We start from the raw sequence: 24,542 nt of genomic DNA on the forward strand, positions 1-24,542 counted from the left end.
CGATGAATAATGTTCAATACCCTTGGTTGCAAGAAACGTGGAAACAGTTGCAATCGAGTCTAGAACAAAGGGTATTGCCCGGTGCTTTGCTCTTTAGTGCAACGCAAGGCTTAGGTGAAGACTCAATCATCAACGCATTGGTTAAAGTACAGCTGTGCAACAATAGCGACGTTGAGGCGTGCGGCTTTTGTCATAGCTGTGAATTGTTCCAAGCCGATACTCATCCCGATTTTCATCGAATTACGCCCCTTGAAGGTAAAAGTTCTATTTCAGTGGATCAAATTCGTGAAGGGAATCGCTATGCACTTGAGTCATCTCAACTTGGCGGTAAAAGAGTGATTGTCATTGAACCTGCTGAAGCGATGACAGAGCAGGCGATGAATGCCTTACTCAAAACTCTAGAGACCCCGCCAAGCAGTTGTGTGTTTATTTTAAGAAGCCATGCTCCCCACCGATTATTACCGACGATTAAAAGCCGTTGTCAGCAGTGGCATATACCAACGCCAGACCTGAAGCTCTATCAGCTTTGGTTAGCAGAAAATAACATCCATCAAGTGCCTGAGCTGTATTATCAAGTCTGTCTTGGCGCGCCGCTGACACTGAAAGAGTTTATTGAGAAAAAGCAGAATGTGGAATTTGATGCCACAATTACTGCACTGGCTGACTTTTTAGAGCTGGAGTTTAGTTTACCTAAATCATTTGTGGATGCTTGCGCAACTCAGACGTTGATCAAACTTAATCAACTCTCATTGGCGCTAATTGAGCTGCAAAAAGGGTTCTTTGTACCGCAAGCAACGGTCGATAATCATCGTGGATTAAAGCGCTTACAGTCGCTAGTGGATTATTCCGTTGCGTTTGATATGTCTCGTCGCTTAGCTAAATTGATAGAACAATTGACGATCCATACCGGACTGAATAAAGAATTGCTATTGAGTCAGTGGTTAATAGAGTCGAAGACCTCTTAGTTTACAAGAGGCGTTTTATACCAACCGTACTCAATAACGGATCATTGACTTAGTGTGATTGGTATTAATGAATGTTTTTAGCGCGCTTAATGCGCGTTTTTTTATAGGTGTTATATGTTTGTAGATTCCCATTGCCATCTTGATAAATTGAACTATCAAGACTTACATACCAATGTGGCCGATGTTGTAGCCAAAGCAGAGCAAGCTAATGTAAAGCAGTTACTTTCTGTCGGAGTAACGTTAGAGGCGTTCCCAAAGATGATGGAGTTGATTGCTCCGTTCCCTCAAGTACATGCATCAGCAGGCGTACATCCTCTCGATGTTGAAAGTGATTTTGATTTAGCACAGTTGAGCGCTTTTGCTAAGCAGGACAAAGTGGTTGCGATTGGCGAAACGGGGTTGGATTTTCATTACAAACCCGAGACAAAAGCTCTGCAAATTGAGCGATTCGAGCAACAGGTAGAATTGGCGGTCGATGTAAATAAACCATTGATTATCCACACTAGACTAGCTCGTTCTGAGACTTTGTCTATACTCAGAAATGGACATGCAGAACGTTGTGGTGGCGTGATTCATTGTTTTACTGAAGATCGCGCGTTTGCAGAGGCCGCAATGGAGCTGGGTTTTTATATTTCCATTTCGGGGATCGTTACTTTTCGCCAAGCAACAGAGCTCAAAGAGGTGGTCAAAACGCTGCCCCTTGAACGTTTGCTTATAGAGACAGATTCTCCGTATTTAGCGCCTGTACCGCACAGAGGTAGTGAAAATCAGCCTGCGTATGTGGTTGAAGTGGCAAGCTATATTGCTCAGCTAAAAGGGATCTCGTTAGGAGAGGTCGCAAGTAAAACGACACAAAATTTCTCGGATCTTTTTTTGAGCCGCTAAATTAGTTTTTGGTTGGAACTACTACTGAAGATTGAAAAGTGCTCCGCTCTGAGATATTTTTACTGATTATGTTGCCAGTTATTATTTGTGTTGAAAATCTGTGTCACAGAGATGAAGTAGGATAATTTCTGTTTAAAAAATAAGTGATATCTACACGGCAGCAAAATTATTTTTAAGTGTTGTCTGTGTTTTTCGTTATAAATTCAGTGGCTTAGGTTGGTTTGTGTGACATTTTTAAGAGCAATGCAAATGTGATCCATAGCCACTTTTAGCAACTTGTATTTTGTGAGGTGAAGAAACTTACAGGGCATATCTATATATTTAGAGACGAAAAATAGAGTCGAGTTCGATTGTATTTCGAGAGTAAGGTTTATCATTTTGACTGCGGGGGTAAGTCGATAAACCTTAAAAATACTAATAAATATCAGGAGCATGAACATGTTTAAAAATCTTTTTGCTAGTTTGCAGAAAGTCGGTAAATCACTGATGCTGCCAGTATCCGTACTGCCAGTTGCAGGTATCCTACTTGGTGTGGGTGCAGCCGACTTAAGCTTTATTCCAGCTGTGGTTTCTTCTTTAATGGAGAAAGCGGGTGGGTCTGTATTTGATCAAATGCCACTGTTGTTTGCGGTTGGTGTCGCACTTGGTTTTACCAATAACGATGGTGTAGCAGGTCTAGCATCCATTGTGGGTTACGGCATTATGGCCGCAACGTTGAAGGTGATGTCAGATGTGTTGGGTCTTAGTGATCCCATCAATACTGGGGTACTTGGTGGTATCTTAATCGGTGCTTTGTCTGCATGGGCATTTAAACGCTTTTATCGCATTCAGCTTCCTGAATATCTCGGTTTCTTCGCCGGTAAACGTGCAGTACCTATCATCACTGGTTTTGCGGCTATTGTGTTGGGTATTCTTCTTTCTTTTGTATGGCCTCCAATTGGTGGTGCTATTTCATGGTTCTCACACTGGGCAGCCAATCAGAACCCACAATTAGCATTTGGTATTTACGGCGTTATCGAACGTTCATTGATTCCATTTGGCCTACACCATGTATGGAACGTACCGTTCTTCTTCGAAGCAGGTAACTGTGTTAATGCCTCAGGTGAAACGCAGCACGGAATTTTAACGTGTTACTTAGTCGCAGATGATGCGTCTCGCGCAGCAGGTCATGGTTTTGGTCAGCTTGCGGGTGGCTACATGTTCAAAATGTTCGGTTTACCGGCAGCGGCTATTGCAATGGCGCATTGTGCTAAACCTGAGAACAGAACGAAAGTCATGGGCATCATGTTGTCAGCGGCGTTAACTTCTTTCTTGACGGGTATTACTGAGCCGATTGAATTCTCATTCTTGTTTGTTGCTCCAGTATTGTACGGTATCCATGCACTACTAGCGGGTTCTGCATACGTAGTATCAAATACCCTTGGCTTTGTTCACGGTACGTCTTTCTCACACGGTTTGATTGATTTCCTAGTGTTGTCTGGTCATGCTCAGAAAATGGGCCTAATGGTGGCTGTGGGTATTGGTTATGCGGCTATTTATTACTTTGTATTCCGTACAGTGATTCTGGCTATGGACCTTAAAACTCCAGGTCGTGAAGACGAGACTGAAGAAGAGGGTGAAGCAATTACTGGTACAGAGCTTGCGGGTGAACTGGTTGCAGCGTTCGGTGGCAAAAATAATATCACGGGTCTAGATGCATGTATTACTCGTTTACGTGTTGCGGTTGCCGACACGGAGAATGTTGATCAAGACAAACTGAAACAGTTAGGTGCGGCAGGTGTTGTCGTGGTTTCTGGTGGTGTGCAAGCGATTTTTGGTACTAAGTCAGATAACCTTAAGACGGATATGGATGAGTGGATTCGTAACAACGGATAAGCACTTAATCTAACTCAATAAAAAGGCTAGGGCATAAATATGCTCTGGCCTTTTTTTTTGAATGCGCAGTCGACTTTTTTGATGTCGGTTGTTAGTTCATACATCAAGATAGTGCTAAGTAATACAATAACCATTGTTCGCTAGAACCAAAAAATGTGTTACAAAACGCACTTCAACACATTTCATGTTTTTTTACTGACAAAAGGGCAAAAAATCAGGGTAATATAGCCTGAGTTGCATACGGGTGAGGAGTTTAAAGTGAATCTTGGGAAGTTAGCGTTAGTTACTGTTGTGCTTACCGGGCTAGCAACTTACGTGGGAGCAGCTAAAGCTGCGACTTCTAATGGCAGTGCTGTAAAGTTAGGTATGGGATTAGATCAGGGGCTGAGTGTTGTCGTCAATTTTGAAGACCGATATAACTTATCGGTAGGGAACGACGGCATGGCATTCGATTATCATTTTTCTAAAGGCAGCTTTAGTGATGATATTCCTTTTACTTGGTTTGTAGGCGCTGGTGCATGGTATGAGTGGAACGACGATTTTGGTCTGCGTGTGCCGCTTGGCTTAGATTGGAATTTTGCACCGAATTGGAATGCTTATGGGCATATCAACCCAGAGTGGCAATTGCAACAAAAGTCCAGATTACAGTTTGGCGCGGGTATTGGTGTTACATACCGTTTCTAGCGATAAAGAATGAATCGCATATATTATTAATTTTCGTTCTCGTAACCGGCCTCAAGGGTCGGTTTTTTATTGCCTAATTTTTTAACACGCTATTTCTGATCACTTACTTAGTGTGATTGGTATAAGTGACTACAACAGGCATTGATAAGTAGTAAGTAATAAAAAGCCGAGCACTAAGGCTCGGCTCTTATACATAGCTAACTATGCTTATTGTTGTTTCTTCATTGCCTTACGGATACAGATAGCTGCGCCACCCCAAGTAATCCCAAGACCAAGAACCATCATAATGATTGCGCTAGTAGTCATAATTACGCTTCCTTCTTGCTTAGTACGTTGATTGCAACACCGATAACGATAAGTAGAGCCAATAGTCCCCAACCTAACATCAGTAGATCAGATTGTGCGTAACCGCCGTAGCCATCTGTTAGTGTGGTTTTCAATGTATTGAAAAGAGTAATCGCTAGAATTGCAGGGCTTACTACTTTCAGACAAAGGTCATACCAAATGCCAATTTTGAAATCTGATACAGAGTTAACATAGTTACGAATCGTTGCCGCTTTAACCACCCAGACGATAAGCAGTACTTCAATGAAGCAGCTTAGAACGATACCAATTTGGTTGGTAAAGTAATCGACCAAATCAAGCAGTAATAAACCGCCGTTTGTCGCAAATGCCAGAGAAACAATTGCACCGATACCACAAACTAGAGTTGCCGCTTTCTTACGACCAACCTTAAATTTATCAATGATTGCAGATGTTACCGCTTCAATGATTGAAATATGAGAACTTAGACCTGCGATAGTCAGCGCAAGGAACAACAGTGGGCCAAGAATGTATGGCGCTGGTAGTTCGTTAATTGCTGCTGGCAAAGTAACAAAGGCAAGACCGACACCCGCTGAAACAACATCAGTCAGTTCTTTACCCTGCTGATGAGCCATAAAGCCAAGCACAGAGAAGATCATGATACCCGCTAGGATTGAGAAACCACAGTTAATCAATACCGTCATAAAGGCGTTGTTGTTGATATCTGATTTCTCAGGCAAGTAGCTTGAGTACGCGAGCATGATGGCAAAACCGATACTTAGGGTAAAGAAGATCTGGCCGTATGCTGCAGCCCAAACTTTCATATCCATGATTTTGCTAAAGTCTGGTTCAAACAGGTAGTTCACACCGTTCAACGCGCCTGGTAGGAAAACCATGCGGACGATAAGTACAATCACCATGATAAACAATACAGGCATCATGATTTTTGCAGCACGCTCAATACCAGACTTAACACCACCTACGATAGCAGCGTAAGTAATCGCCCATGCCAGAAGCATAGTACCGGCAATTTTCCATTGAATAGAACCTAAGTTAGACGGTGAGTTGTCACCTAGATTTAGGTATTGGCTAAAGAAAAATGCGTTGGTATCAGAGCCCCAACCTTGGTGGAATGACATACCAAGGTATGAAATAGACCAACCAATAACGGCTACGTAATAAACCGCGATACATGCAGCAATACCAACTTGGAACCAGCCTAACCACTCAAATTTAGGGTTAACGGCTTTAAGTGCTGCAGGTGCAGAACCACGGTATTTTTGACCTAATTTGAATTCCATAATCATAAATGGAATACCGGCTGTCAGCATGGCAAAAATGTAAGGGATAAAGAATGCGCCACCGCCGTTTTCATATGCCATATATGGGAATCGCCATATATTGCCTAGACCGATTGCTGAGCCTACTGCGGCCAAAATAAATCCTGTACGGGAACCCCATTGTTCTCGTTTCATAACTACTCCTTGTAGCGATTTTGTAAGAATGACATAGCTTAATTTTAGAGTGAGAGTCTCTTTCTCTGCTTTTAGTGCTAGTTGTAAACCGAAAGACTGTAATTTACTTTCTATCTAGTGGTTTACTCTGATTCTTAGTTGTTAAATAGGTGTTTTATGTTGTGTTTTTTGTTACTCAGACTCTAAAAGTAGAGGAATATTCTGAGTGATAAAGGGAGATTACCGTGAGATATTCTGTCTGGCAAGATAAAATAAAATGGAATTTCAAGAATGAAGATCTCATTTTTTCTGGAAAATCGAAATATTCTGAACTATCTCACTGAATATTTGTAAATATTCACCCAATTAATGTGTTTTTGGTTGATTGAGTAGTTGAAATAACTAATTGAACGGTTAAGAGCGAAAAACCAGTAATCTTTCGGCTCTTAACATTTTATGGTGATTTTATATGCTTTTTTTGTGCATATATAGAGCTAGAAGCTAATCGTGAAGCCTACATTGGCTTGCAGTTGATTCATCCAATTACCCGAGAAAGCCACTTTACAGTTGCTTCCTGATGCGCTGGAATCACAAAGTGTCAAAGACTCGCTATCGACTAGCGTCCCCATGTAACGCAGCTGCCCTTGCAGAGCAAAGTACTTGGTTATCTTGTATTCTACTCCGCCGTAGACACCCAACGAGAACTTGTATTCCGTATCCGCGCCTTGAATATCAATTTGTGTACCACCCAAGCCTAAACCTAGGTACGAGTTCCAATTATCGACAGGATAGTAGACCGCACTTTGAAAATGCAAATAACGTAACGTCGTGTCTACGTCCAGTTTATCTATGCTCGATTGCTGCTCAGAATACAGTAGACCCAGTCGACCTTTGTCCACATTGGTTTCAATAGCAAGGTTGTAGTTGACGTTTCTGTCGATATCAAAACTTTCATCGCTATCTGAATCTAACGATCCTCCCATACCATAGCCAACCATCGGAGTGATATAAATGTCTGCTTGGGATGCGGCCGAGTAACTGCACGCTACTATTAATAGGGATAGGCATCTTTTATTCATGGTGTGTCGTCCTTGTCGATCTAGAGGCATCGTGGCTCAATCTGCTACTACTTCTATAGAAGAGAAAATATGGCTTACTATTATTGTAGAGTAATTGTGACAGTAACTACATAATTCTGCACGGGTTTTCGCAAAGTCTTGAGCAAGGTATGTTCGGGTGCTAATACTAAATGTAGCATCGGGATTTTACTGCCAATAACAGATGCGTATCAATAGATAAAAAGGTGACTAATGAATACGGAATTGAAGTTTACCCTAGTGGTGGTTGTAACCAGCCTTGCCTTACTACTTGCCTATGGTTTAGTGGCAATTTTTAGCTGATCGTTAGCAGGTGCTAATTGGATGTCCAACAGTGGCTTAATTTGGAGTAGCGGCACAGCATATAATCCTGAATTGTTAGCCCAATATATAGGAGGGAAGAGTGCGCTAGTAGCGCAGGGCGGAGGACAAAGAAGTGTATTTACCGCAGGCGTATTAGATGCATTTCTGTATTCTAATTTCGACCCTTTTGATGAGTTTTATGGCACGTCAGCAGGCGCTCTTAATCTTTGCGCCTATCTATGCCGACAACCTGGCTTAGGAAAGTCATTTCTACTTGATCTTACGACTGATGATCGTTTCTTCAATTTATTCAGTTTTATCCGGCAAAAGCACTATATCGGCCTTGATTGGGCACTGAACCAAATTTGTTCTGCTCCCTATAAACTGGATATTGATATGGGACTCAGTGTCCTAAAAGACCGTGGGGCGTACGCTGCGGTCACGCGAGCCGATAACTTTCAAGATCATTACTTACCGTTATTGGGCAATAATTGGTTTGATGTCATCAGAGCCACCTGCGCAATTCCCAACTTGGTCTCAAGGCCCATTGAAATATCGGGTAAGGCATTTGTTGATGGAGGAGTATCGGCCTCTATCCCTGTACAAGAGGCTTGGAGAAGGGAAGCAAGAACCATCATAGTGATACGCACCGAATATCCAGAACCTACCGTAAGTGACGAACCGCTAGAGCCCATTGACAAAGCGGTGTGGTATAAGAGCCCTATAGATCATATCCAAAGTTTTTGGAGTGAGCAGATAGACAAAGGTAAAAAAAGTGTTGATGAGTTTATTGAGGAGCGATTACTGCAAAATCGCACCGATATAACGAAACAACATTTAGATTTGCTCAATGGTGGTCGTTGGCTGTTTGGGGCCGATAATGTGTATCGGTTATCGCACTTATTAGGGAACCGCCTTGATGCCGGGCTTGCGGATATGATCATGGTGCATTATCAAACCTATGCGTTGACTCAGGAGTTTATCGCGGCACCTCCCGAAGATTGTTTTGTCTTACAAATTATTCCTGATCAACCGTTACGAAGTTCATCATTGATGAGCAACCCCGATGAGTTATTGTTTGATTATCAACAAGGATTAAATGCGGGCTATCGTTTTGTGAGTGAGTATCAAAACCTATTGGCAATGCACTGCAAGGAAAAATCTGAGCCTTTTTAGTAATAATTGATTACAAATAAGTGAGGCGCCTCACGACATATATACACAACACTTCACATTTACTTCACCCTGTAAAATAATAGAGTCTCTAGATTAGGGAGACTCTCATGTATACCGCACAACCAAGTCACATTGATCATATTAAACAGATAAACGCCGGTAAGGTGTATCAGCTGATTGATCAGTTTGGTCCTATTTCTCGAATTGATCTCTCTAAGTTGAGTGGTCTTGCTCCAGCAAGTATCACTAAGATTTCTCGTGAATTGATTGAAGCACATTTGATTCACGAAACCGTGGTACAAGAAGCGACTAGCCGAGGTCGTCCAGCGGTGGGCCTACAGACCAATAATGAAGGTTGGCAGTTTTTGTCCCTTAGGCTTGGGCGTGGCTACTTAACTATTGCACTGCATGAACTCAGTGGCGAAATCATCTCTGAAAAATACATTGATATAGAAGAGCGCGATCAAGATGCCGTGCTAGCGCGTCTACTCAAAGAGATTTATCAATTCTTTGAAGAAAAATCCGATATCCTTGAGCGTATAACCAGCCTAGCGATTACTTTGCCAGGGCTTGTCCATTCTGAAAGTGGTCTGGTTTTGCAAATGCCTCATTATGATGTGAAATACCTAGAATTAGGCCCTGCTATTTATAAAGCGACGGGCTTACCTGTCTTTATTGCCAATGACACTCGTGCTTGGGCGCTGGCTGAAAAGTTATTTGGTAACTCACAGCAAAATAAAAACTCTGTGCTTATCTCAGTACATAATGGTATTGGCGCAGGTATTATTTTAGAAGATCAGGTGCTACAAGGCCGATTAGGGAATGTGGGTGAGCTTGGGCACTTACAAATCGATCCCAATGGCCATCTTTGTCATTGTGGCAATCGTGGCTGTTTAGAAACACTGGTTAGCTCTAGTGCGCTTATTCGCCAAGCCACTGAAGCGATAGAATCAGGGGAAGAGACCTGCTTAAACTTAGAGTCACTGTCGGTGATCAATATCTGTATGGCCGCCAATCAGGGTGATCCTATTGCACTTAACATCATTCAAAATTTAGGTAAGCACTTAGGTTACGCGGTCTCACTTGTGGTGAATATGTTTAACCCTGAAAGAGTACTCATTGGGGGGGATATTAATGTGTCTAAGGGCATTATTATCCCACAGATACAAAGTTGCTTAGAGGAACAAACGTTACCTATCTATCGTAAAGATTTGGAGATTTCACCGAGTCGATTTATTAAAAATGCTACGATGCCGGGCGCTGCTTTGGTTAAGCAGGCTCTGTATGATGGGGTATTGTTGATGAAGCTTATTGAAGGTTAGTGATAAATAGACTAATTGGAAAATAAAGAGATAAAAAAATACCGGCTCATTGAAAGCCGGTATTTTTATATTCAGTAGCAGTAATGGGTTACATTACGCGCATACCAGGTTGTGCGCCTTCGTGTGGCTCTAAAATCCAAAGATCTTTACCGCCAGGGCCTGCCGCTAACACCATGCCTTCCGACATACCAAACTTCATTTTACGAGGTTTAAGGTTGGCAACCATTACGGTATGTTTACCAATCAAATCTTCAGGGTTATAAGCCGATTTAATGCCAGCAAATACCTGACGAGTTTCGCCCCCTAAGTCCAATACCAGTCTTAGTAATTTATTTGCTTTTGGCACAGATTCACACTCAACAATCTTCGCGATACGCAAATCGACTTTCGCAAAATCATCAAATTCGATTTCGTCAGCAATTGGCTCTTTGCTTAGCTCAGTTTCGGTTTTCGCTTGCTCGGCTTTTTCCTTCGCTGCTGCTTCGGCCGCTGCATCTTCTTTTGACGCTTCTACCATAGCTTCAACTTTTTTCGGGTCAACTCGATTAAACAGTGCTTTGAACTTGCTGATTTCATGGTTGGTCAATGGAGTTGCTACGCCATCCCAAGTCAATTCTTGGTTTAAGAAGGCTTCGGTGCGCTCTGCTAACTCAGGCATCACTGGTTTCAAGTAAGTCATCAGTACGCGGAACAAGTTAATACCAACCGAACAGATGTCTTGTAGTGCTTGATCTTGACCTTCTTGTTTTGCCACAACCCAAGGGGCTTTCTCATCAACGTATTGGTTTGCTTTATCGGCAAGAGCGGTGATTTCACGAATCGCGCGGCTAAATTCACGAGTTTCGTAAAGCTCAGCAATACGTTCAGCGGCATCTGCAAACTCTTGATATAGAGCAGGCTCTGCAAATTCTGTAGAGAGTTGACCTGCAAAACGCTTAGTAATGAAACCTGCGTTACGAGAGGCAAGGTTAACAATTTTGTTTACTACATCAGAGTTTACGCGCTGAGTGAAGTCTTCTAGATTTAAATCAAGATCATCAATACGGCTGTTGAGTTTCGCGGCGTAGTAGTAGCGTAGACATTCTGGGTCTAGGTGATTTAGATAAGTGCTGGCCTTGATGAACGTGCCTTTTGATTTAGACATTTTCGCGCCATTAACAGTGACATAGCCGTGTACAAAAATGTTGTTAGGCTTACGGTAACCCGCGCCTTCAAGCATTGCAGGCCAGAATAGGCTGTGGAAGTACACGATATCTTTACCGATGAAGTGATAAAGCTCAGTAGTGCTGTCTTTTTTCCAGTATTCATCAAAGTCAAGGTCGTCACGTTTGCCACATAGGTTTTTGAACGACGCCATGTAACCTACAGGTGCATCTAGCCACACGTAGAAGAATTTGTTTTTCTCTCCAGGGATTTCAAAACCAAAGTAAGGAGCATCACGAGAGATATCCCATTGTTGCAGCCCAGATTCAAACCATTCTTGCATCTTGTTAGCCGTTTCACTTTGCAGTGAACCAGAGCGAGTCCACTCTTTTAGCATGCTTTCAAGTTGTGGCAAGTCAAAGAAGAAGTGCTCAGAATCTTTCATTACCGGAGTCGCACCAGAAACCGCAGATTTAGGGTTGATAAGCTCTGTTGGGCTGTAAGTTTCCCCACAGTTATCGCAGTTATCACCGTATTGGTCTTCTGATTTACATTTCGGGCAAGTGCCTTTTACAAAGCGATCTGGCAAGAACATTTCTTTTTCAGGATCAAACAACTGAGAAATAGTGCGGCTAGAAATAAAGCCATTTTTTTTCAGTTCTAGGTAGATGCTTGAAGCCAGTTCGCGGTTTTCTTCACTGTGGGTGCTGTGATAGTTATCAAAGCTAATGTCAAAACCGGCAAAATCTTTTTGGTGTTCTTCACTGACACCAGCAATCATTTCTTCTGGTGTAATTCCCATCTGCTGAGATTTAAGCATGATTGGCGTACCGTGGGCATCATCAGCACAAACAAAGTTTACTGTGTTACCGCGTAGGCGTTGGTAACGCACCCAGATATCAGCTTGGATGTGCTCTAGCATATGACCTAAATGGATAGAACCATTGGCATAGGGTAGTGCACAAGTGACGAGCATTTTTCTTAATTCAGTAGTCATACTTAACTTTTCGCAGATAGGATAAATTTCTAGCCGCTAATATTACCGTAAGCTAGCGGTAACGAAAAGGATCTCGCTGATAAATCACACTGACTTTATTTTGCAACTCGCGCAGTGGGCGGATATTGGTCGCATTTTTGTTAAATTGCCCCGGTTATTTCTGGTCATTTTCACTCATGGGTTAAACGGAGCCAACAATAACGCTAATATGTATGCATATTAGCAAAAGGACGTATTGATGAATAACGACATACACACTTGGTTGAATCAGTTTCAGCATCCACTTTTAACCAGTCAATGGGCCGCAACTCAGGGCGTGGTCACTGTGGGTCACAAAGAGAAAACTATCGATGTAGAGATCCCGTTTTTGGTGGAATCGCTCACCCAAGCCGTAGGTCATTGGATATCTGAGAACGATGCACCGCAAGGATGGGAAGAATATACGTTTTATGTTTCAGCGCGTGTGCGTCCCCTGCAAAGTAAAATCCCTAGCACGTTGACGTCAATTAAAAACATCATTGCAGTGACATCGGCAAAAGGTGGGGTAGGGAAATCCACCACCACTGCAAATTTGGCGTTAGCGATCGCAGCCCAAGGGGCCAAGGTAGGCATACTGGATGCGGATGTCTATGGGCCGTCCATTCCACTCATGTTTGGAACAAAAGGGCAAGCGTTAGAAGTGGTTGATAATAAATGGATGAAACCGTTACAAGCGCACGGCGTTTTTACTCAATCTATTGGCTACTTGATCTCTAGTGATGACGCAGCGGTGTGGCGAGGCCCGATGGCATCAAAAGCATTAATGCAACTATTAAAAGAAACACAGTGGCCGGAACTGGATTATTTGATCATAGACATGCCACCAGGAACGGGTGATTTGCAGCTAACGTTATCACAAGATATCCCCCTCACCAGTGCATTGGTGGTCACCACTCCGCAAGACTTGGCATTAGCGGACGCGGTGAAAGGGATTGCCATGTTTGAAAAAGCAGACGTGGGTGTATTGGGCATTATCGAAAATATGAGTTATCACATTTGCAGCCATTGTGGTTCCCATGAAGATATCTTTGGTAGTGGTGGCGCGGTTAAATTGGCCACTGAAAAAGGAATTTCAGTGTTGGCACAATTGCCACTGCACGCCAACATTCGTCGCGATATCGATTTGGGGACTCCATCGGTGGTCAATCCAGAATCAGCTGCGCAAGCACAGGGCTATTTCGATCTTGCTGAGCAGGTCGTAAGTCGACTATTTTGGTATGGAGTGCCGCAAGCTGAGCGTATTAGTTTTGTTGAAGTAACATAATTGTGGGAATCGTGTGTGGCATTTGATGCATATCGTTCAATTTATGTGCAACCTTGAGAGATTGTGAGCTTATTTCTGGTATCGAAGTTTATCAATCCCTATAATTTGGTCAGTTTAATATCTGTTTTGCTAGGATCAGTTAATGTCTGAAAATAATCAATGTGTCATCATCGGTATCGCTGGTGCATCCGCATCGGGTAAGAGCCTGATTGCAAGTACTATATATAACGAACTGCGTGCTAAGGTAGGCCCAGATCAAATCGGTGTTATCACGGAAGACAGATACTACAAAGATCAAAGTCATTTGAGCATGGAAGAGCGTGTAAAAACCAACTACGACCATCCACAGGCTTTAGATCATGATTTATTGTGTGAACATTTAAATCAACTGGTTCAAGGGAAGGCTGTTGAAGTACCTGAGTACAGTTATACTGAGCACACTCGTACCAGCAACACCAAAACAATGAACCCGAAAAAGGTCATTATTCTTGAAGGCATTTTATTGCTGACCGATCAGCGATTGCGCGATCTTATGCATGCGAGTGTATTTATGGATACACCGCTGGATATTTGTTTACTGCGCCGTGTTAAGCGTGATGTAGAAGAGCGTGGACGTACAATGGACTCTGTGCTTGATCAATACCAAAAAACAGTACGCCCAATGTTTTTACAGTTTATTGAACCTTCGAAACAGTATGCCGACATCATTGTCCCACGTGGCGGGAAAAACCGAATAGCGATTGATGTGTTAAAAGCGCATATTGCTAAATTACTGAAATCTTAGTAATTTAGTTAGTAGCTGTCAGTTTTAAAAAATTATTTTGGCTGTCTACATACAAGCGCCAGATTATGGTTAAGAATTAAATGGCACAGAGGTGCCATTTTTTGTGTTTGGCGTTTACGTTATGGACAAATGCTGAGTCAATTAGGTTACAGGGAAGAAAAGATGAAGAAGCTTTCACTATTTATTGTCACCCCTATTATTTTGGTGGTGTTAGCGGTCGTAGCGCTACTTGTGTTTGTCGATCCAAATCAGTTTAAACCTATGCTTGTCGAGCAAACTAAAAAGCAAACGAATCTTGATCTAGCCATTGAAGGGGACATAGGTTGGCAGTTTTTTCCTTCGATAGGCTTCTCGTTAGGTAAGACGACGTTAAGTAACCCCGAAGGTTTTGGTTCGCCCAATATGGTGAAGGTAGATGAAGTCGCATTAGACATTTCGGTACTTCCTTTACTTAGCAAAGAATTACAAGTGGGCAATGTGACGTTATCGGGGGCGCATATATATATTGAAACCCGCGCCGATGGCAGCAGTAATTTAGACGCATTGACCGCAAGTACAGACTCTACTGAACAAGACACACAAACCACACCGCCAGACTCTTCAAAGCAAGACCCTACAACCTCAGCTACAGACCAAAATAGCACCCCGTGGGTTATCTCTTTAAAAGGTGCAAACATCAAAAATGCACAGCTAGAGATCAAAGACGATAAAAATCAGCTCTATACCAAATTGGAAAAAGTGAACTTAAAAGTATCTAGCTTTAAATTTGATCAATGGACGCCGATGACATTTAGTTTCTCTGGGGTGAATAATCAGCAAAAATTTGCGCTATCGGGTAAAGCCGAGGCGAAAACAGATGCGCGCTTTACTGACTATCAAGTTAGAGACGTTGTGCTGGAAGGGAGCTTTTCTCAACCCGACGTGGATATAGACAGCTTTGAAGTGAAAGTAGATAACTTTAAGTTGGACGCATGGTCAAATATCTCTCTATTGGCTGAAGGGCAAGTGGCCGGCAATCAATTCGATATCACCAGCACCACCAAAGCAATGCTACAAAGTGATTTATCGACGTTTATTATTCAAAACTTAGCCTTAGCGACACCGCTAAAAGGTAAGGATCTCAATCTTGAGTCTATCACCCTTGGTTTATCTTCATTTAGGCTAGGCCAACGCGGCGCATTCCAAGTCGCGGTTAAAGGACGTGCGTCGGATATTGATGCGAACATCGTCACCATGGGTAACTTAATGGTCGATCAGAACATTGAAAAAGTCATTGTTGATGGGTTAACGGTGAAAGGCAAAGTGGCGGGTGATGCTTTGCCACAAAATCCGATTCGTATCACTGTGGATTCGGATGTTGAATTCGATCTGCTCAAAAACAAGCTTTCTCTTTTGTGGCGAAAAGTGTCGTTTAATACGCTGCAATTTGATGGCACGACAGATGTTGAGTTAACGACCATCCCTAAAGTTCGCTTTAAAATGCACAGCCCTAATATCAATGTCGATGAGTGGAGCGGTGGCAGCAACAATGATGCCACTGACGCTAGCGCGGCAGCTCAACCATCGTCAGATTCATCTGAAGTGGCAACAGAAAGCGTGGCGAGTGAACCTGATTTATCAGTATTAAAAACGTTGGATGTCGCAGGTAGTATGAGTATCGATAAGCTACAAGCCAGTAACGCTAAGTTGCAAAAGGCGTTTGCCGATATTGCGATTAAGGACGGAGTGTTTAACTTACGTTCGCTAAAAGCCAATTTATATCAAGGCAGTATTCAGGCGAAAGCGCGAGTCAATGCTAAACAACCCGTTGCCAGTTACGACATTGATGCCAAAGTGAATAACGTCAAGGTTGGCCCATTGCTGGTGGATGTTGCGGACAATAATACGCTAGAAGGGACCGGCAATATTGATCTTAACCTTACGGGTAAAAGCTTAATTCCTGATGAGCTTAAAAAACACTTAGCGGGCACCGTTGCCGTTAAGTTTGCCGATGGCGCCATTAATGGCATTAACGTGGCGCAGATCATTCGCACCAATTACGCCAAGTTCAAGGGTGAAAAAGTACCGGCAGAAAACGAGCCTAAAAAGACCGACTTTAGCGCTATGGATGCGTTAGTGAAATTAAATAAAGGGGTGGCTACGTTATCAAATGTTGCCGTTGCCTCGCCATTACTGCGCATTAAAGCTACCGGTAATGCCAATTATTTAAGTGAAACCATGGACATATTATCGAAAACATCCATTGTTGGGTCCTTAGAGGGGCAAGGTGGTGGCAGTATTGATGATCTTGCCGACGTGACGATTCCTTTGCGCTTACAAGGCAGTTGGACAGACCCTAAAGTGAGTCTAGATTTAGCCGCGCTACAAAAACAAGAGCTTGAGCGCAATAAGAAAAAGCTAGAAGAGAAAGCGAAGAAAGAAGCTGAGCGAGGTTTGAAAAAACTGTTTGGTGATAATGCGAGTAATGATGACACCAAGAAAATGGCGGATTCTTTACTGAAAAAATTATTCTAGCAAAGGCAAGGCACAACAGCCTTAGAGCCACGCTAGCCATTTAGTAGGAAGAACAAGAACCAGAGATAAGCAATGCTTATCTCTGGTTTTTTATTTTTACCAGTCAATCCCTTTACGTGCTTTGATTCCTGCGTCAAATGCATGTTTTACATTGCGTACTTCAGACACGGTATCGGCAAGTTCAATAAGGGAGCGGTGCGCTGCTCGACCTGTGATAATTACAGATTGATGGCTAGGACGCTGGTTAAGCGCCGTCAGCAGCTCCTCTAGGTCAATGTAGTCATAGGTGACCATGTACGTCAATTCGTCCAGCAGAACCACATCTAAGTTTGGATCTTGCAGCATCTTTTTACACTCTTGCCATACTTGTTGTGCGGCATCGGTATCGGCTTGTTTATTTTGAGTTTCCCAAGTAAAACCTGTTGCCATTACATGAAAGGTCACTCCTAGCTTTTCAAGAAGGTTCTTTTCACCGTTCTCCCAAGTGCCTTTGATAAATTGCGCTACACCACAATTAAATCCATGTCCAACGGCTCGTGCAACAGTACCAAAGCCAGAAGTGGATTTTCCTTTTCCGTTACCCGTGATGACGAGCAATAGCCCTTTTTCTTCGGTTGCGTTGGCGATTCTCTCATCGACTTGCTGTTTGAGTTTTTGTTGACGCTGTTGATGACGATCCTGATCTTGAGCCATGATTGTTCCTATTATTTCCCTGATAGATAACCATGATACACGCAGTGTTACCCAGACAGAAAGAGGAGATTTTCAATTAGTCACGGGAGTTAGTCACTGGAATTAATGCATTTGAGTGCATAATCTTTTATTTAAATAGAAAGGGAGTCATTCATTAATAATATTTAAATTAAGTTATGCATATGATTGTTTATATTATGCGTATACATGCTCATCTATTATAGTAAAATTATGTTGTGATGATTAAATGCATTAGTGTTGTTTTTATGATCCGTATTAATCTTAAATGTTTTTGCCTTTGGTTTGTTCGGTTAACACAATGAAATAAAGGTGTTTCCATTGAATAATAAACGACTATAAAGGTAACAAAATGAAAATTTATTATTCATAAATATATCTAAGATTGATCTAATCCTCTTTTTAAATAGTTTAGCTTTGATAACTTAGTTGCCAAATTCGATGTTATTAAGGTTTACTAATATGCTAGAGCTCCTTATTGGTTTGGTCATTACCATAATCGTTGGTTATTTTATAATCAAAGGTTATCGAGCGGCCGGTGTTTTATTAACGGCGGGTATTTCGTTACTTTTGCTGACCGGTTTCTTAGGTCATACCGTATTGCCTGCGAAAGTGGCTTCGACAGGAAATACGTTTACTGATGCCCTAGAATTCGTGAAATACATGCTTCAGTACCGAGGTGGCGGCTTAGGTCTACAAATCATGTTGTTGTGTGGTTTTGCTTCTTATATGACCCATATTGGTGCTAACAATGTAGTCGTGAAACAGTTTTCTAAACCTCTTTCCTTTATTAAATCGCCTTATATTCTATTAGTTGCAGCTTATATTGTGGCATGTTTAATGTCATTAGCGGTAAGTTCGGCAACGGGGTTAGGCGTGTTATTAATGGCGACATTATTCCCTATGATGACGGCAATGGGTATTTCTCGCCCAGCCGCGGTTGCCGTGTGTGCATCTCCTGCCGCTATTATTTTATCTCCAACATCAGGGGATGTGGTCGTGGCAGCAGCAAAATCAAATATGCCACTTGATGTATTTGCATTTAATACGGTTTTGCCTGTTTCATTCTGCGCAATTATTGTAATGGCTGCGGCGGCATTCTTTTGGAATAAGTATTTAGATAAAAAAGAAAATACTCCGATGGAAAAAGTCGATCTTTCTGAAATGAAAGTGGATGCGCCTGCCTTTTACGCTTTATTGCCTTTCTTACCTATCTTCGGTGTCTTTGTATTTAACGGCCGTACCATTCCGGGCTTATCCCTTGATATTTATACCATAGTGGTATTGTCTATCTTTATTGGCGCTGTCGTTCACTACATTACGCGACGCTTTGACGGTAAACAGGCGCTTGAAGATCTTGAGTCGTGTTACGCGGGTATGGCGGATGCATTTAAAGGTGTGGTCATGCTATTGGTGGCAGCAGGCGTGTTTGCGCAGGGTTTAATGTCGATTGGCGCAATTGACCATCTCATTCATTTGGCCGACCACGCAGGGGCAGGTGCCATTGCATTGATGCTATTGCTCACGGGCTTAACTGTAGCAGCGGCTATTGCGACAGGTTCTGGTAATGCTCCTTTCTACGCGTTTGTAGAATTAGCCCCCGCTCTTGCGGCAAAAATGGGTGTTAACCCAGCGTTCCTAATCATTCCAATGCTACAAGCGTCTAATCTAGGCCGTACTATTTCTCCAGTATCTGGCGTGATTGTAGCAACTTCAGGTATGGGTAAAATCAGTCCATTTGAGGTGGTAAAACGCACTAGTGTCCCTGTGCTATGTGGCTTAGCCACCGTGATTATCGGCACCATTTATTTAGTGCCAATGACGGTTTAATCCGTAATATCAGTCATTAACAAAAGCTCTCGGTCATGGGAGCTTTTTTGAGGTGTAATATGACCATTTCTGTAAATATTGAAACCTATATCGAGCAGCTTGCGAGCCTAGTCAATATTGATTGTGGCAGCCACAACCTACATGGTATTGCCAAGGTTGCTGATGTGTTAACATCAATGTTTGAAAGCATTGGTTTTCATGTACAAAGACATACCGTACACGATGATGCTGGTCCTTGTTTAGAAATCACCAATAAGCCGAATGCGGAGCATTACGATGTGATGTTGTGCGGGCACATGGATACTGTTTTTCCTGATGGTACCGTTGCGAAGCGTCCGTTGACCCGTGATGAAGAAAAGATTTACGGCCCAGGTGTGACGGATATGAAGTCCGGTATTTTGAGCGCATGGTATGCATTGCAAATGATCTCTGATGAACAAAAACAGAAGTTAGCCATTGTTGTCGCATTAAACAGTGATGAGGAAATTGGTTCTCGTTATTCTCGTCACTGGGTTGAATCATTAGCGTTAAAAAGCAAACGAGTGTTGGTGTGTGAAGCCTCACGAGCCAACGGTAACTTAATTCGTTCGCGCAAAGGTAATGCAAAGTACGAGCTTACGTTTAATGGCGTGGCCTCTCATGCAGGCTCCGCGTTACAAGATGGCGTATCGGCAATTTATGAGCTAAGCCACTGGTCGTTAGCCATTAAGGATATGGTCAACCTAGAGACCGGCACAACGATGAACGTGGGGACCATAACAGGAGGGGTAGCCGTTAACGTGGTGCCTGACTTTGCTCAAGCGATTGTTGATTTGCGTTTTTGGAGCAACGAAGAAGCAGAAGCTATTCACAATACATTGCTGAAAATGGCGCAGTCCCCTTTTGAAGAGGGCGCGAGTGTCGCAGTGAAACGTCTGGCGTTTAAACCGGCCATGATTCCAACCGATGAAACCGAGCAGTTGATCCGTCTGATCAGCGCCGAGGCTGATAAGTTAAATCTAGTGTATGCATGGGAAAATGCAGGGGGTGGCTCCGACGGTAACTTTACTGCCAATATGGGCATTGCCACTTTAGATGGCTTTGGTCCATCTGGTGCGGGGCTGCATTCGGATAAAGAATACCTATTGATTAATACCATTGCCCCTCGTCTTGAATTATTGGTGAATGTACTTAATAGGTTCTAATACCAATAGCAGTCAATAACGGGTCATTCTCGCTTGTTAAAATACGCGATAACGACTTATCGAAATATTTTGCTGATTTAATAGAAAAGGCCTCTTATTCTGCGCAGAATAAGAGGCCTTTTTGTGTCAGTGCGATAAGCGTTTTATTCGCTAAGAGTAGGGTAATCAGTTAAGCCTTTTTCACCGCCACCAAATAAAGTATCAGGGTTGTGTTGAGCCCACTGTGCACCGGTTTTTATGCGCTCTGGTAGATCTGGATTAGCAATAAATGGGCGACCAAAACCAATCATATCGGCAAGCCCTTCTTCAATAGCCGTAGCGCCTGTTTCGGCTTTATAGCGGCCCGCGTAAATAAGCGTATTTTTAAATGCCTTACGTAGCGCAACTTTAAAGGATTTTGGTGTATCTGGAGCATCATCCCAATCCACTTCGGCAATATGAAGATAAGTAATATTGTGCGAATCGAGTAATTTTGCCGCTTCTGTGTAAGTGTGCTCAGGGTTCGCATCAACGGTACCGTTTAGCGTGGTAAGTGGTGCAAGGCGTACACCCACACGATCAGCGCCAATAGCATCGACCAACGTACTCACCACTTCATCAAGAAAACGAAGACGATTTTCTAGGCTACCGCCGTATTCATCGGTGCGGTTATTCGATTCCGAATCGATAAACTGGTTAATCAAGTAACCATTTGCAGCGTGTAACTCGACCCCATCAAAGCCTGCTTCCAAAGCGTTTAATGCCGCTTGATGAAACTCTTTTACTACGGCTTTGATATCGCTGGTGGTCATTTCGCGAGGTTCTGTCACTTCGACAAAACCGGGCTCATCCGTGCCATTGTCGATAAAGACTTTGACGTTTTCAGCTTTAATAGCAGAAGAAGACACAGGCTGCTCACCGCCAATGTTGTCAGGGTGTGTGACACGGCCAACATGCCAAAGCTGCGCGTAGATAGCGCCGCCTTTCGCGTGTACGGCATCGGTGACTTTTTTCCAGCCTGCAATTTGCTCAGGGCTATAGATACCCGGCGTCCAAGCATAACCTTTACCCATAGGCGAGATTTGCGTGCCTTCAGAGATAATAAGCCCTGCTTGTGCCCGTTGAGCGTAGTAGGTTGCCATCATCTCATTGGCCACATCGCCCGGTTGTGAGGCTCTAGATCGTGTCATCGGTGGCATGACAATACGATTTTTTAAGGTAAGGTGGCCAAGTTGGATAGATTGAAATAGTGCAGAACTCATAGAAAACCCTTAACGGTATCTGGAAATTGAGTTCAGACTATCAGCCCGCACTATTACAATAAAGTACAAAACAGACAAAATACTTTTGAATGTTTTGCAATAATCGACCATGTATTTTGGGCTAGCGTGCGGTATTAGAGGCGAGCACTTAGCCCAAATAGCTTTGAACACCGTTTAAGAACATCTGCACTGCAATCATCAGTAGCAACATTCCCATTAATCGTTCAATCGCTTGTAGACCTTTTTCACCCACAATGCGTTCAAACAATTCAGAGAACATCAGAATCACCGCAGATGCGAGCCAAGCGACAAATAAAGCCAATGACCAATCGAGCATTCGGCTTGGATCTTTGTGAGCGAGCAATATTAATGTGGCGATGATTGATGGGCCCGCCATTAAAGGAATCGCTAAAGGTACAATTAATGGCTCTTCACCAGCACCAAGACTGGCCCCAAGTCCACCCTCTGGAGGAAAAATCATTTTTAAACTGATCAAAAATAAAATAATGGCACCAGAGATAGACACCGCTTCTTTATTTAAGCTCAAGAAGGTTAATATATTATCCCCGGCAAATAAGAAAAGAAACATCACTAGCAGCGCAATAACCAGCTCACGAACCAATACTATACGACGTCGTTTTTTATCTATGTGTTTTAAAAGAGAACTAAAAATAGGCAGGTTGCCCATTGGGTCCATAATAAGAAAAAGCATGACCGCAGCAGATATAGTATCCATTTGATGTCCTGAAAAGAGTGGTGGCCCATGAAAGGTCGTGATTATGAAACAGGAACTTATCTTCTGTACAGAAGAATCAGTGACAATTTCCCTATACCTCACTGAATTATTAATTTTATCGGCGAATCAGCCAAAATAATCCATTATTGACACTCTTTTATCAGTATTAGTTTAAAAAATAAGCCGATGTTTATTGGAAGATTGTTCCAAGCCATAAGCTATGATAAAAAGAGGCTCACGTCCCCTTAGTTCAGCTGGATAGAACAAGGACCTCCTAAGTCTTAGACACAGGTTCGAATCCTGTAGGGGACGCCACTTCATATATACTTATCTTAAAATTCAATATCTTAGATTCTATTCTTTTCTCGATTGGGTGCTTTTGGGTGCTTTTCTCGTTTCGGCTTACTTTAACACTCTAGCCTTAATATTAGCAGTTTTTTGTCGTGCCAAATCTTTATTGTTTAGTGTTCGACCAAGAAACTAAAGGTTGTGCTTTTTTATTCCTCACTTTTTAGCCCAAAAGAGAGTCTATTATCAGCTAATCCGTAATTCTACAAACTAGCAATACCAATAGCTTATTTATGCCCCGAGGTTTGTTTCAGCGTATTCGTTCCTGAAACTAATCTAAATATCCTGTCAGGTTGTATGCGATGAGCAAGAACAAGTTGACCGAAAAAGAGGTGCTAGAAGGGATGACTCTTTATAATACCCATTCAAAGTTAGACCTACTTTATTCTGAGCCTTAGGTTCATCTGGTGATACAGATGGTTCACTCATTGAACGGTGAACTGCACTTCATACGACTTCACGTCGCACGTCCACCTTCAAGTTAGCTTAGTTTCACCTCATTCCGTGTTGCGAAGTCTTTGATTAAGGCCCCCACAATATGTCATAGCTGTGTTAGCCCCTCCTTTTTTAGCTATCAGCTCAACCTCATATTCACTGCGCGTACTGTATTACGCATATTGTGAAATGAGCTTCCACTATATGATAGTCACTACAATATAGTGGCGATAAGTGATTGATTTTCATCTATTATATTTTTCATTCAGTAAGTGTTAGCCATAGTATCGACATTTTGTAGCGAGAGATCGCGGGGGCAACTCAACTAAAATTCACTTAGTCATGGATAGTGGTGGCCTGCCGATTTACTTTGATTTATCTGAAGGACAACGCCACGATATAGTGCATGCCAAAAGTTTAGTTGAGCAACTCGATGAAGTTTATACCATCGTTTGTGATAAAGGATATAACAGTGAACCTTTCCGCTTTTTGTTAAGGAACGTGGCGGAAAAACAGTAATTGCTAAACGCAATTACGGACAAGATATAGACAAAGGCAGTATGGATTGGTATCTATACAAGTATCGTCACTTGGTCGGAAATACCTTTGGGAGAATTAAGCATTATCGAACTATTTCAAGTAGATATGACAAGCTAGAAAGGAATGATGCCAGCATGTTATCACTGGCATTCATGTCAATGTGGCTACCTATGCATTGTTCAACGCGAAATGTACAGCAAAGATCAACACTCCCTATCATCATATAAACTCGAGAGCTGCCTATTCTTTTATGTAGCCATAAAAGATGAACAAACTCTCTGAATAGCTCATCTTTTATCCCGTTTGAGTCTGTTAAGCTACCTGTTTGTGAACAGGTAAGAAAATGAAAAAACTACTAGCACTGCTGAACGCTTCATCATTAGCTCACGCTGATATCCAAATCGGTGACTGAACGGTAAGTTCAGATATCGATCCTATGACTGGTAGTTCATTTGTTACGGCTGGTGTTAATAGTTCGGATAGAGGTGCGTGGATCTTCTCTCGTTGTACTGATAGCACGGCTAGCTTCTTCGGTAGCCTACGATCGGTGATGGAAAAGTTGCAGAAGGCGGATAAGTTTGTGTGGCGCTCAATTAACTACAGTGACGTTTCTAAAACTTACATATTCAGCCTTAAGGGTTCTTCGAAGGCACTAGGTAAAGTTCTAACAGTGTGTAAACGCATGAAATTTACTGGTAGACCTTAAGGCTAA

Annotated in this window: 20 protein-coding genes, 1 tRNA gene and 1 pseudogene; 15 read left to right on the forward strand and 7 right to left on the reverse strand. The window is 42.5% G+C overall.

Features of this window, described 5'->3' with window-relative positions:
- The first annotated feature begins 2 nt into the window (after positions 1 to 2).
- The 4 genes from holB to VEZ01S_RS03230 all read left to right on the forward strand — a co-directional run bounded on the left by holB (position 3) and on the right by VEZ01S_RS03230 (position 4,409).
- The gene (gene holB / locus VEZ01S_RS03210; protein WP_021712566.1) at positions 3 to 965 is read left to right on the forward strand and encodes a DNA polymerase III subunit delta'; all 963 of its coding nucleotides are present in this window, start codon (positions 3 to 5) and stop codon (positions 963 to 965) included.
- 114 nt (positions 966 to 1,079) lie between these two features.
- A complete protein-coding gene (locus tag VEZ01S_RS03215; RefSeq protein WP_021712567.1) occupies positions 1,080 to 1,850 on the forward strand; it encodes a TatD family hydrolase in 771 nt (256 codons plus the stop codon).
- A 438-nt stretch (positions 1,851 to 2,288) separates the two neighbouring features.
- Complete coding sequence (gene ptsG / locus VEZ01S_RS03225) at positions 2,289 to 3,725, forward strand: PTS glucose transporter subunit IIBC (RefSeq protein ID WP_021712568.1); 1,437 nt, start codon at positions 2,289 to 2,291, stop codon at positions 3,723 to 3,725.
- Between the two features lie 258 nt (positions 3,726 to 3,983).
- Positions 3,984 to 4,409, forward strand: a complete 426-nt coding sequence (locus VEZ01S_RS03230; RefSeq protein WP_021712569.1) for a hypothetical protein — start codon at positions 3,984 to 3,986, stop codon at positions 4,407 to 4,409.
- Between the two features lie 207 nt (positions 4,410 to 4,616).
- Here VEZ01S_RS03230 and VEZ01S_RS16710 read toward each other — a convergent pair whose 3' ends face one another.
- The 3 genes from VEZ01S_RS16710 to VEZ01S_RS03240 all read right to left on the reverse strand — a co-directional run bounded on the left by VEZ01S_RS16710 (position 4,617) and on the right by VEZ01S_RS03240 (position 7,245).
- Complete coding sequence (locus VEZ01S_RS16710; RefSeq protein ID WP_017027744.1) at positions 4,617 to 4,715, reverse strand: MetS family NSS transporter small subunit; 99 nt, start codon at positions 4,713 to 4,715, stop codon at positions 4,617 to 4,619.
- A gap of 2 nt (positions 4,716 to 4,717) precedes the next feature.
- Complete coding sequence (locus tag VEZ01S_RS03235; RefSeq protein WP_021712570.1) at positions 4,718 to 6,187, reverse strand: sodium-dependent transporter; 1,470 nt, start codon at positions 6,185 to 6,187, stop codon at positions 4,718 to 4,720.
- Between the two features lie 473 nt (positions 6,188 to 6,660).
- Entirely contained in the window at positions 6,661 to 7,245 is a 585-nt protein-coding gene (locus VEZ01S_RS03240) for an outer membrane beta-barrel protein (protein WP_021712571.1), read from the reverse strand.
- Between the two features lie 231 nt (positions 7,246 to 7,476).
- Here VEZ01S_RS03240 and cydH point away from each other — a divergent pair, with 231 nt between their 5' ends.
- From cydH to mlc, 3 genes are all read left to right on the forward strand, one after another.
- A complete protein-coding gene (cydH, locus tag VEZ01S_RS16715) occupies positions 7,477 to 7,566 on the forward strand; it encodes a cytochrome bd-I oxidase subunit CydH (RefSeq protein WP_119005694.1) in 90 nt (29 codons plus the stop codon).
- 21 nt (positions 7,567 to 7,587) lie between these two features.
- A complete protein-coding gene (locus VEZ01S_RS03245) occupies positions 7,588 to 8,742 on the forward strand; it encodes a patatin-like phospholipase family protein (protein ID WP_021712572.1) in 1,155 nt (384 codons plus the stop codon).
- A 107-nt stretch (positions 8,743 to 8,849) separates the two neighbouring features.
- A complete protein-coding gene (gene mlc, locus VEZ01S_RS03250) occupies positions 8,850 to 10,064 on the forward strand; it encodes a sugar metabolism global transcriptional regulator Mlc (RefSeq protein ID WP_021712573.1) in 1,215 nt (404 codons plus the stop codon).
- Positions 10,065 to 10,152: 88 nt separating this feature from the next.
- Here the strand turns inward: mlc and metG are convergent, their stop codons facing one another.
- The gene (gene metG, locus VEZ01S_RS03255) at positions 10,153 to 12,204 is read right to left on the reverse strand and encodes a methionine--tRNA ligase (RefSeq protein ID WP_021712574.1); all 2,052 of its coding nucleotides are present in this window, start codon (positions 12,202 to 12,204) and stop codon (positions 10,153 to 10,155) included.
- A gap of 238 nt (positions 12,205 to 12,442) precedes the next feature.
- Here metG and apbC point away from each other — a divergent pair, with 238 nt between their 5' ends.
- The 3 genes from apbC (at position 12,443) to VEZ01S_RS03270 (ending at position 16,805) form a co-directional block, all read left to right on the forward strand.
- Positions 12,443 to 13,507, forward strand: a complete 1,065-nt coding sequence (apbC, locus tag VEZ01S_RS03260; protein WP_021712575.1) for an iron-sulfur cluster carrier protein ApbC — start codon at positions 12,443 to 12,445, stop codon at positions 13,505 to 13,507.
- Positions 13,508 to 13,649: 142 nt separating this feature from the next.
- Positions 13,650 to 14,291, forward strand: a complete 642-nt coding sequence (udk, locus tag VEZ01S_RS03265) for a uridine kinase (RefSeq protein ID WP_021712576.1) — start codon at positions 13,650 to 13,652, stop codon at positions 14,289 to 14,291.
- Between the two features lie 162 nt (positions 14,292 to 14,453).
- Positions 14,454 to 16,805 (forward strand): AsmA family protein, encoded by a 2,352-nt coding sequence (locus VEZ01S_RS03270; RefSeq protein WP_021712577.1) that lies wholly within the window; start codon positions 14,454 to 14,456, stop codon positions 16,803 to 16,805.
- A 96-nt stretch (positions 16,806 to 16,901) separates the two neighbouring features.
- Here VEZ01S_RS03270 and cobO read toward each other — a convergent pair whose 3' ends face one another.
- Positions 16,902 to 17,498, reverse strand: coding sequence for a cob(I)yrinic acid a,c-diamide adenosyltransferase (gene cobO / locus VEZ01S_RS03275; RefSeq protein ID WP_021712578.1), 597 nt, complete (start codon positions 17,496 to 17,498; stop codon positions 16,902 to 16,904).
- A 480-nt stretch (positions 17,499 to 17,978) separates the two neighbouring features.
- Here cobO and dcuC point away from each other — a divergent pair, with 480 nt between their 5' ends.
- Together dcuC and VEZ01S_RS03285 are read left to right on the forward strand one after the other, a co-directional pair.
- A complete protein-coding gene (gene dcuC / locus VEZ01S_RS03280) occupies positions 17,979 to 19,346 on the forward strand; it encodes an anaerobic C4-dicarboxylate transporter DcuC (RefSeq protein ID WP_021712579.1) in 1,368 nt (455 codons plus the stop codon).
- 59 nt (positions 19,347 to 19,405) lie between these two features.
- A complete protein-coding gene (locus VEZ01S_RS03285; RefSeq protein WP_021712580.1) occupies positions 19,406 to 20,530 on the forward strand; it encodes a M20 family metallopeptidase in 1,125 nt (374 codons plus the stop codon).
- Between the two features lie 143 nt (positions 20,531 to 20,673).
- Here the strand turns inward: VEZ01S_RS03285 and VEZ01S_RS03290 are convergent, their stop codons facing one another.
- Together VEZ01S_RS03290 and VEZ01S_RS03295 are read right to left on the reverse strand one after the other, a co-directional pair.
- Entirely contained in the window at positions 20,674 to 21,771 is a 1,098-nt protein-coding gene (locus VEZ01S_RS03290; RefSeq protein ID WP_021712581.1) for an alkene reductase, read from the reverse strand.
- Positions 21,772 to 21,919: 148 nt separating this feature from the next.
- Complete coding sequence (locus tag VEZ01S_RS03295) at positions 21,920 to 22,507, reverse strand: YhgN family NAAT transporter (protein WP_021712582.1); 588 nt, start codon at positions 22,505 to 22,507, stop codon at positions 21,920 to 21,922.
- A 239-nt stretch (positions 22,508 to 22,746) separates the two neighbouring features.
- On the opposite strand from VEZ01S_RS03295, the gene VEZ01S_RS03300 reads away from it, so the two are divergent.
- From VEZ01S_RS03300 to VEZ01S_RS16720, 3 genes and pseudogenes are all read left to right on the forward strand, one after another.
- Positions 22,747 to 22,822, forward strand: a tRNA-Arg gene (locus tag VEZ01S_RS03300).
- Positions 22,823 to 23,587: 765 nt separating this feature from the next.
- Positions 23,588 to 24,057 (forward strand): annotated as a pseudogene (locus VEZ01S_RS03305) (transposase); the annotation flags it as partial.
- Positions 24,058 to 24,266: 209 nt separating this feature from the next.
- Entirely contained in the window at positions 24,267 to 24,536 is a 270-nt protein-coding gene (locus tag VEZ01S_RS16720; protein WP_021712584.1) for a hypothetical protein, read from the forward strand.
- Positions 24,537 to 24,542 lie beyond the last annotated feature (6 nt).

This window comes from Vibrio ezurae NBRC 102218, from assembly GCF_000467185.1.
In the GTDB taxonomy this organism is placed as follows: domain Bacteria; phylum Pseudomonadota; class Gammaproteobacteria; order Enterobacterales; family Vibrionaceae; genus Vibrio; species Vibrio ezurae.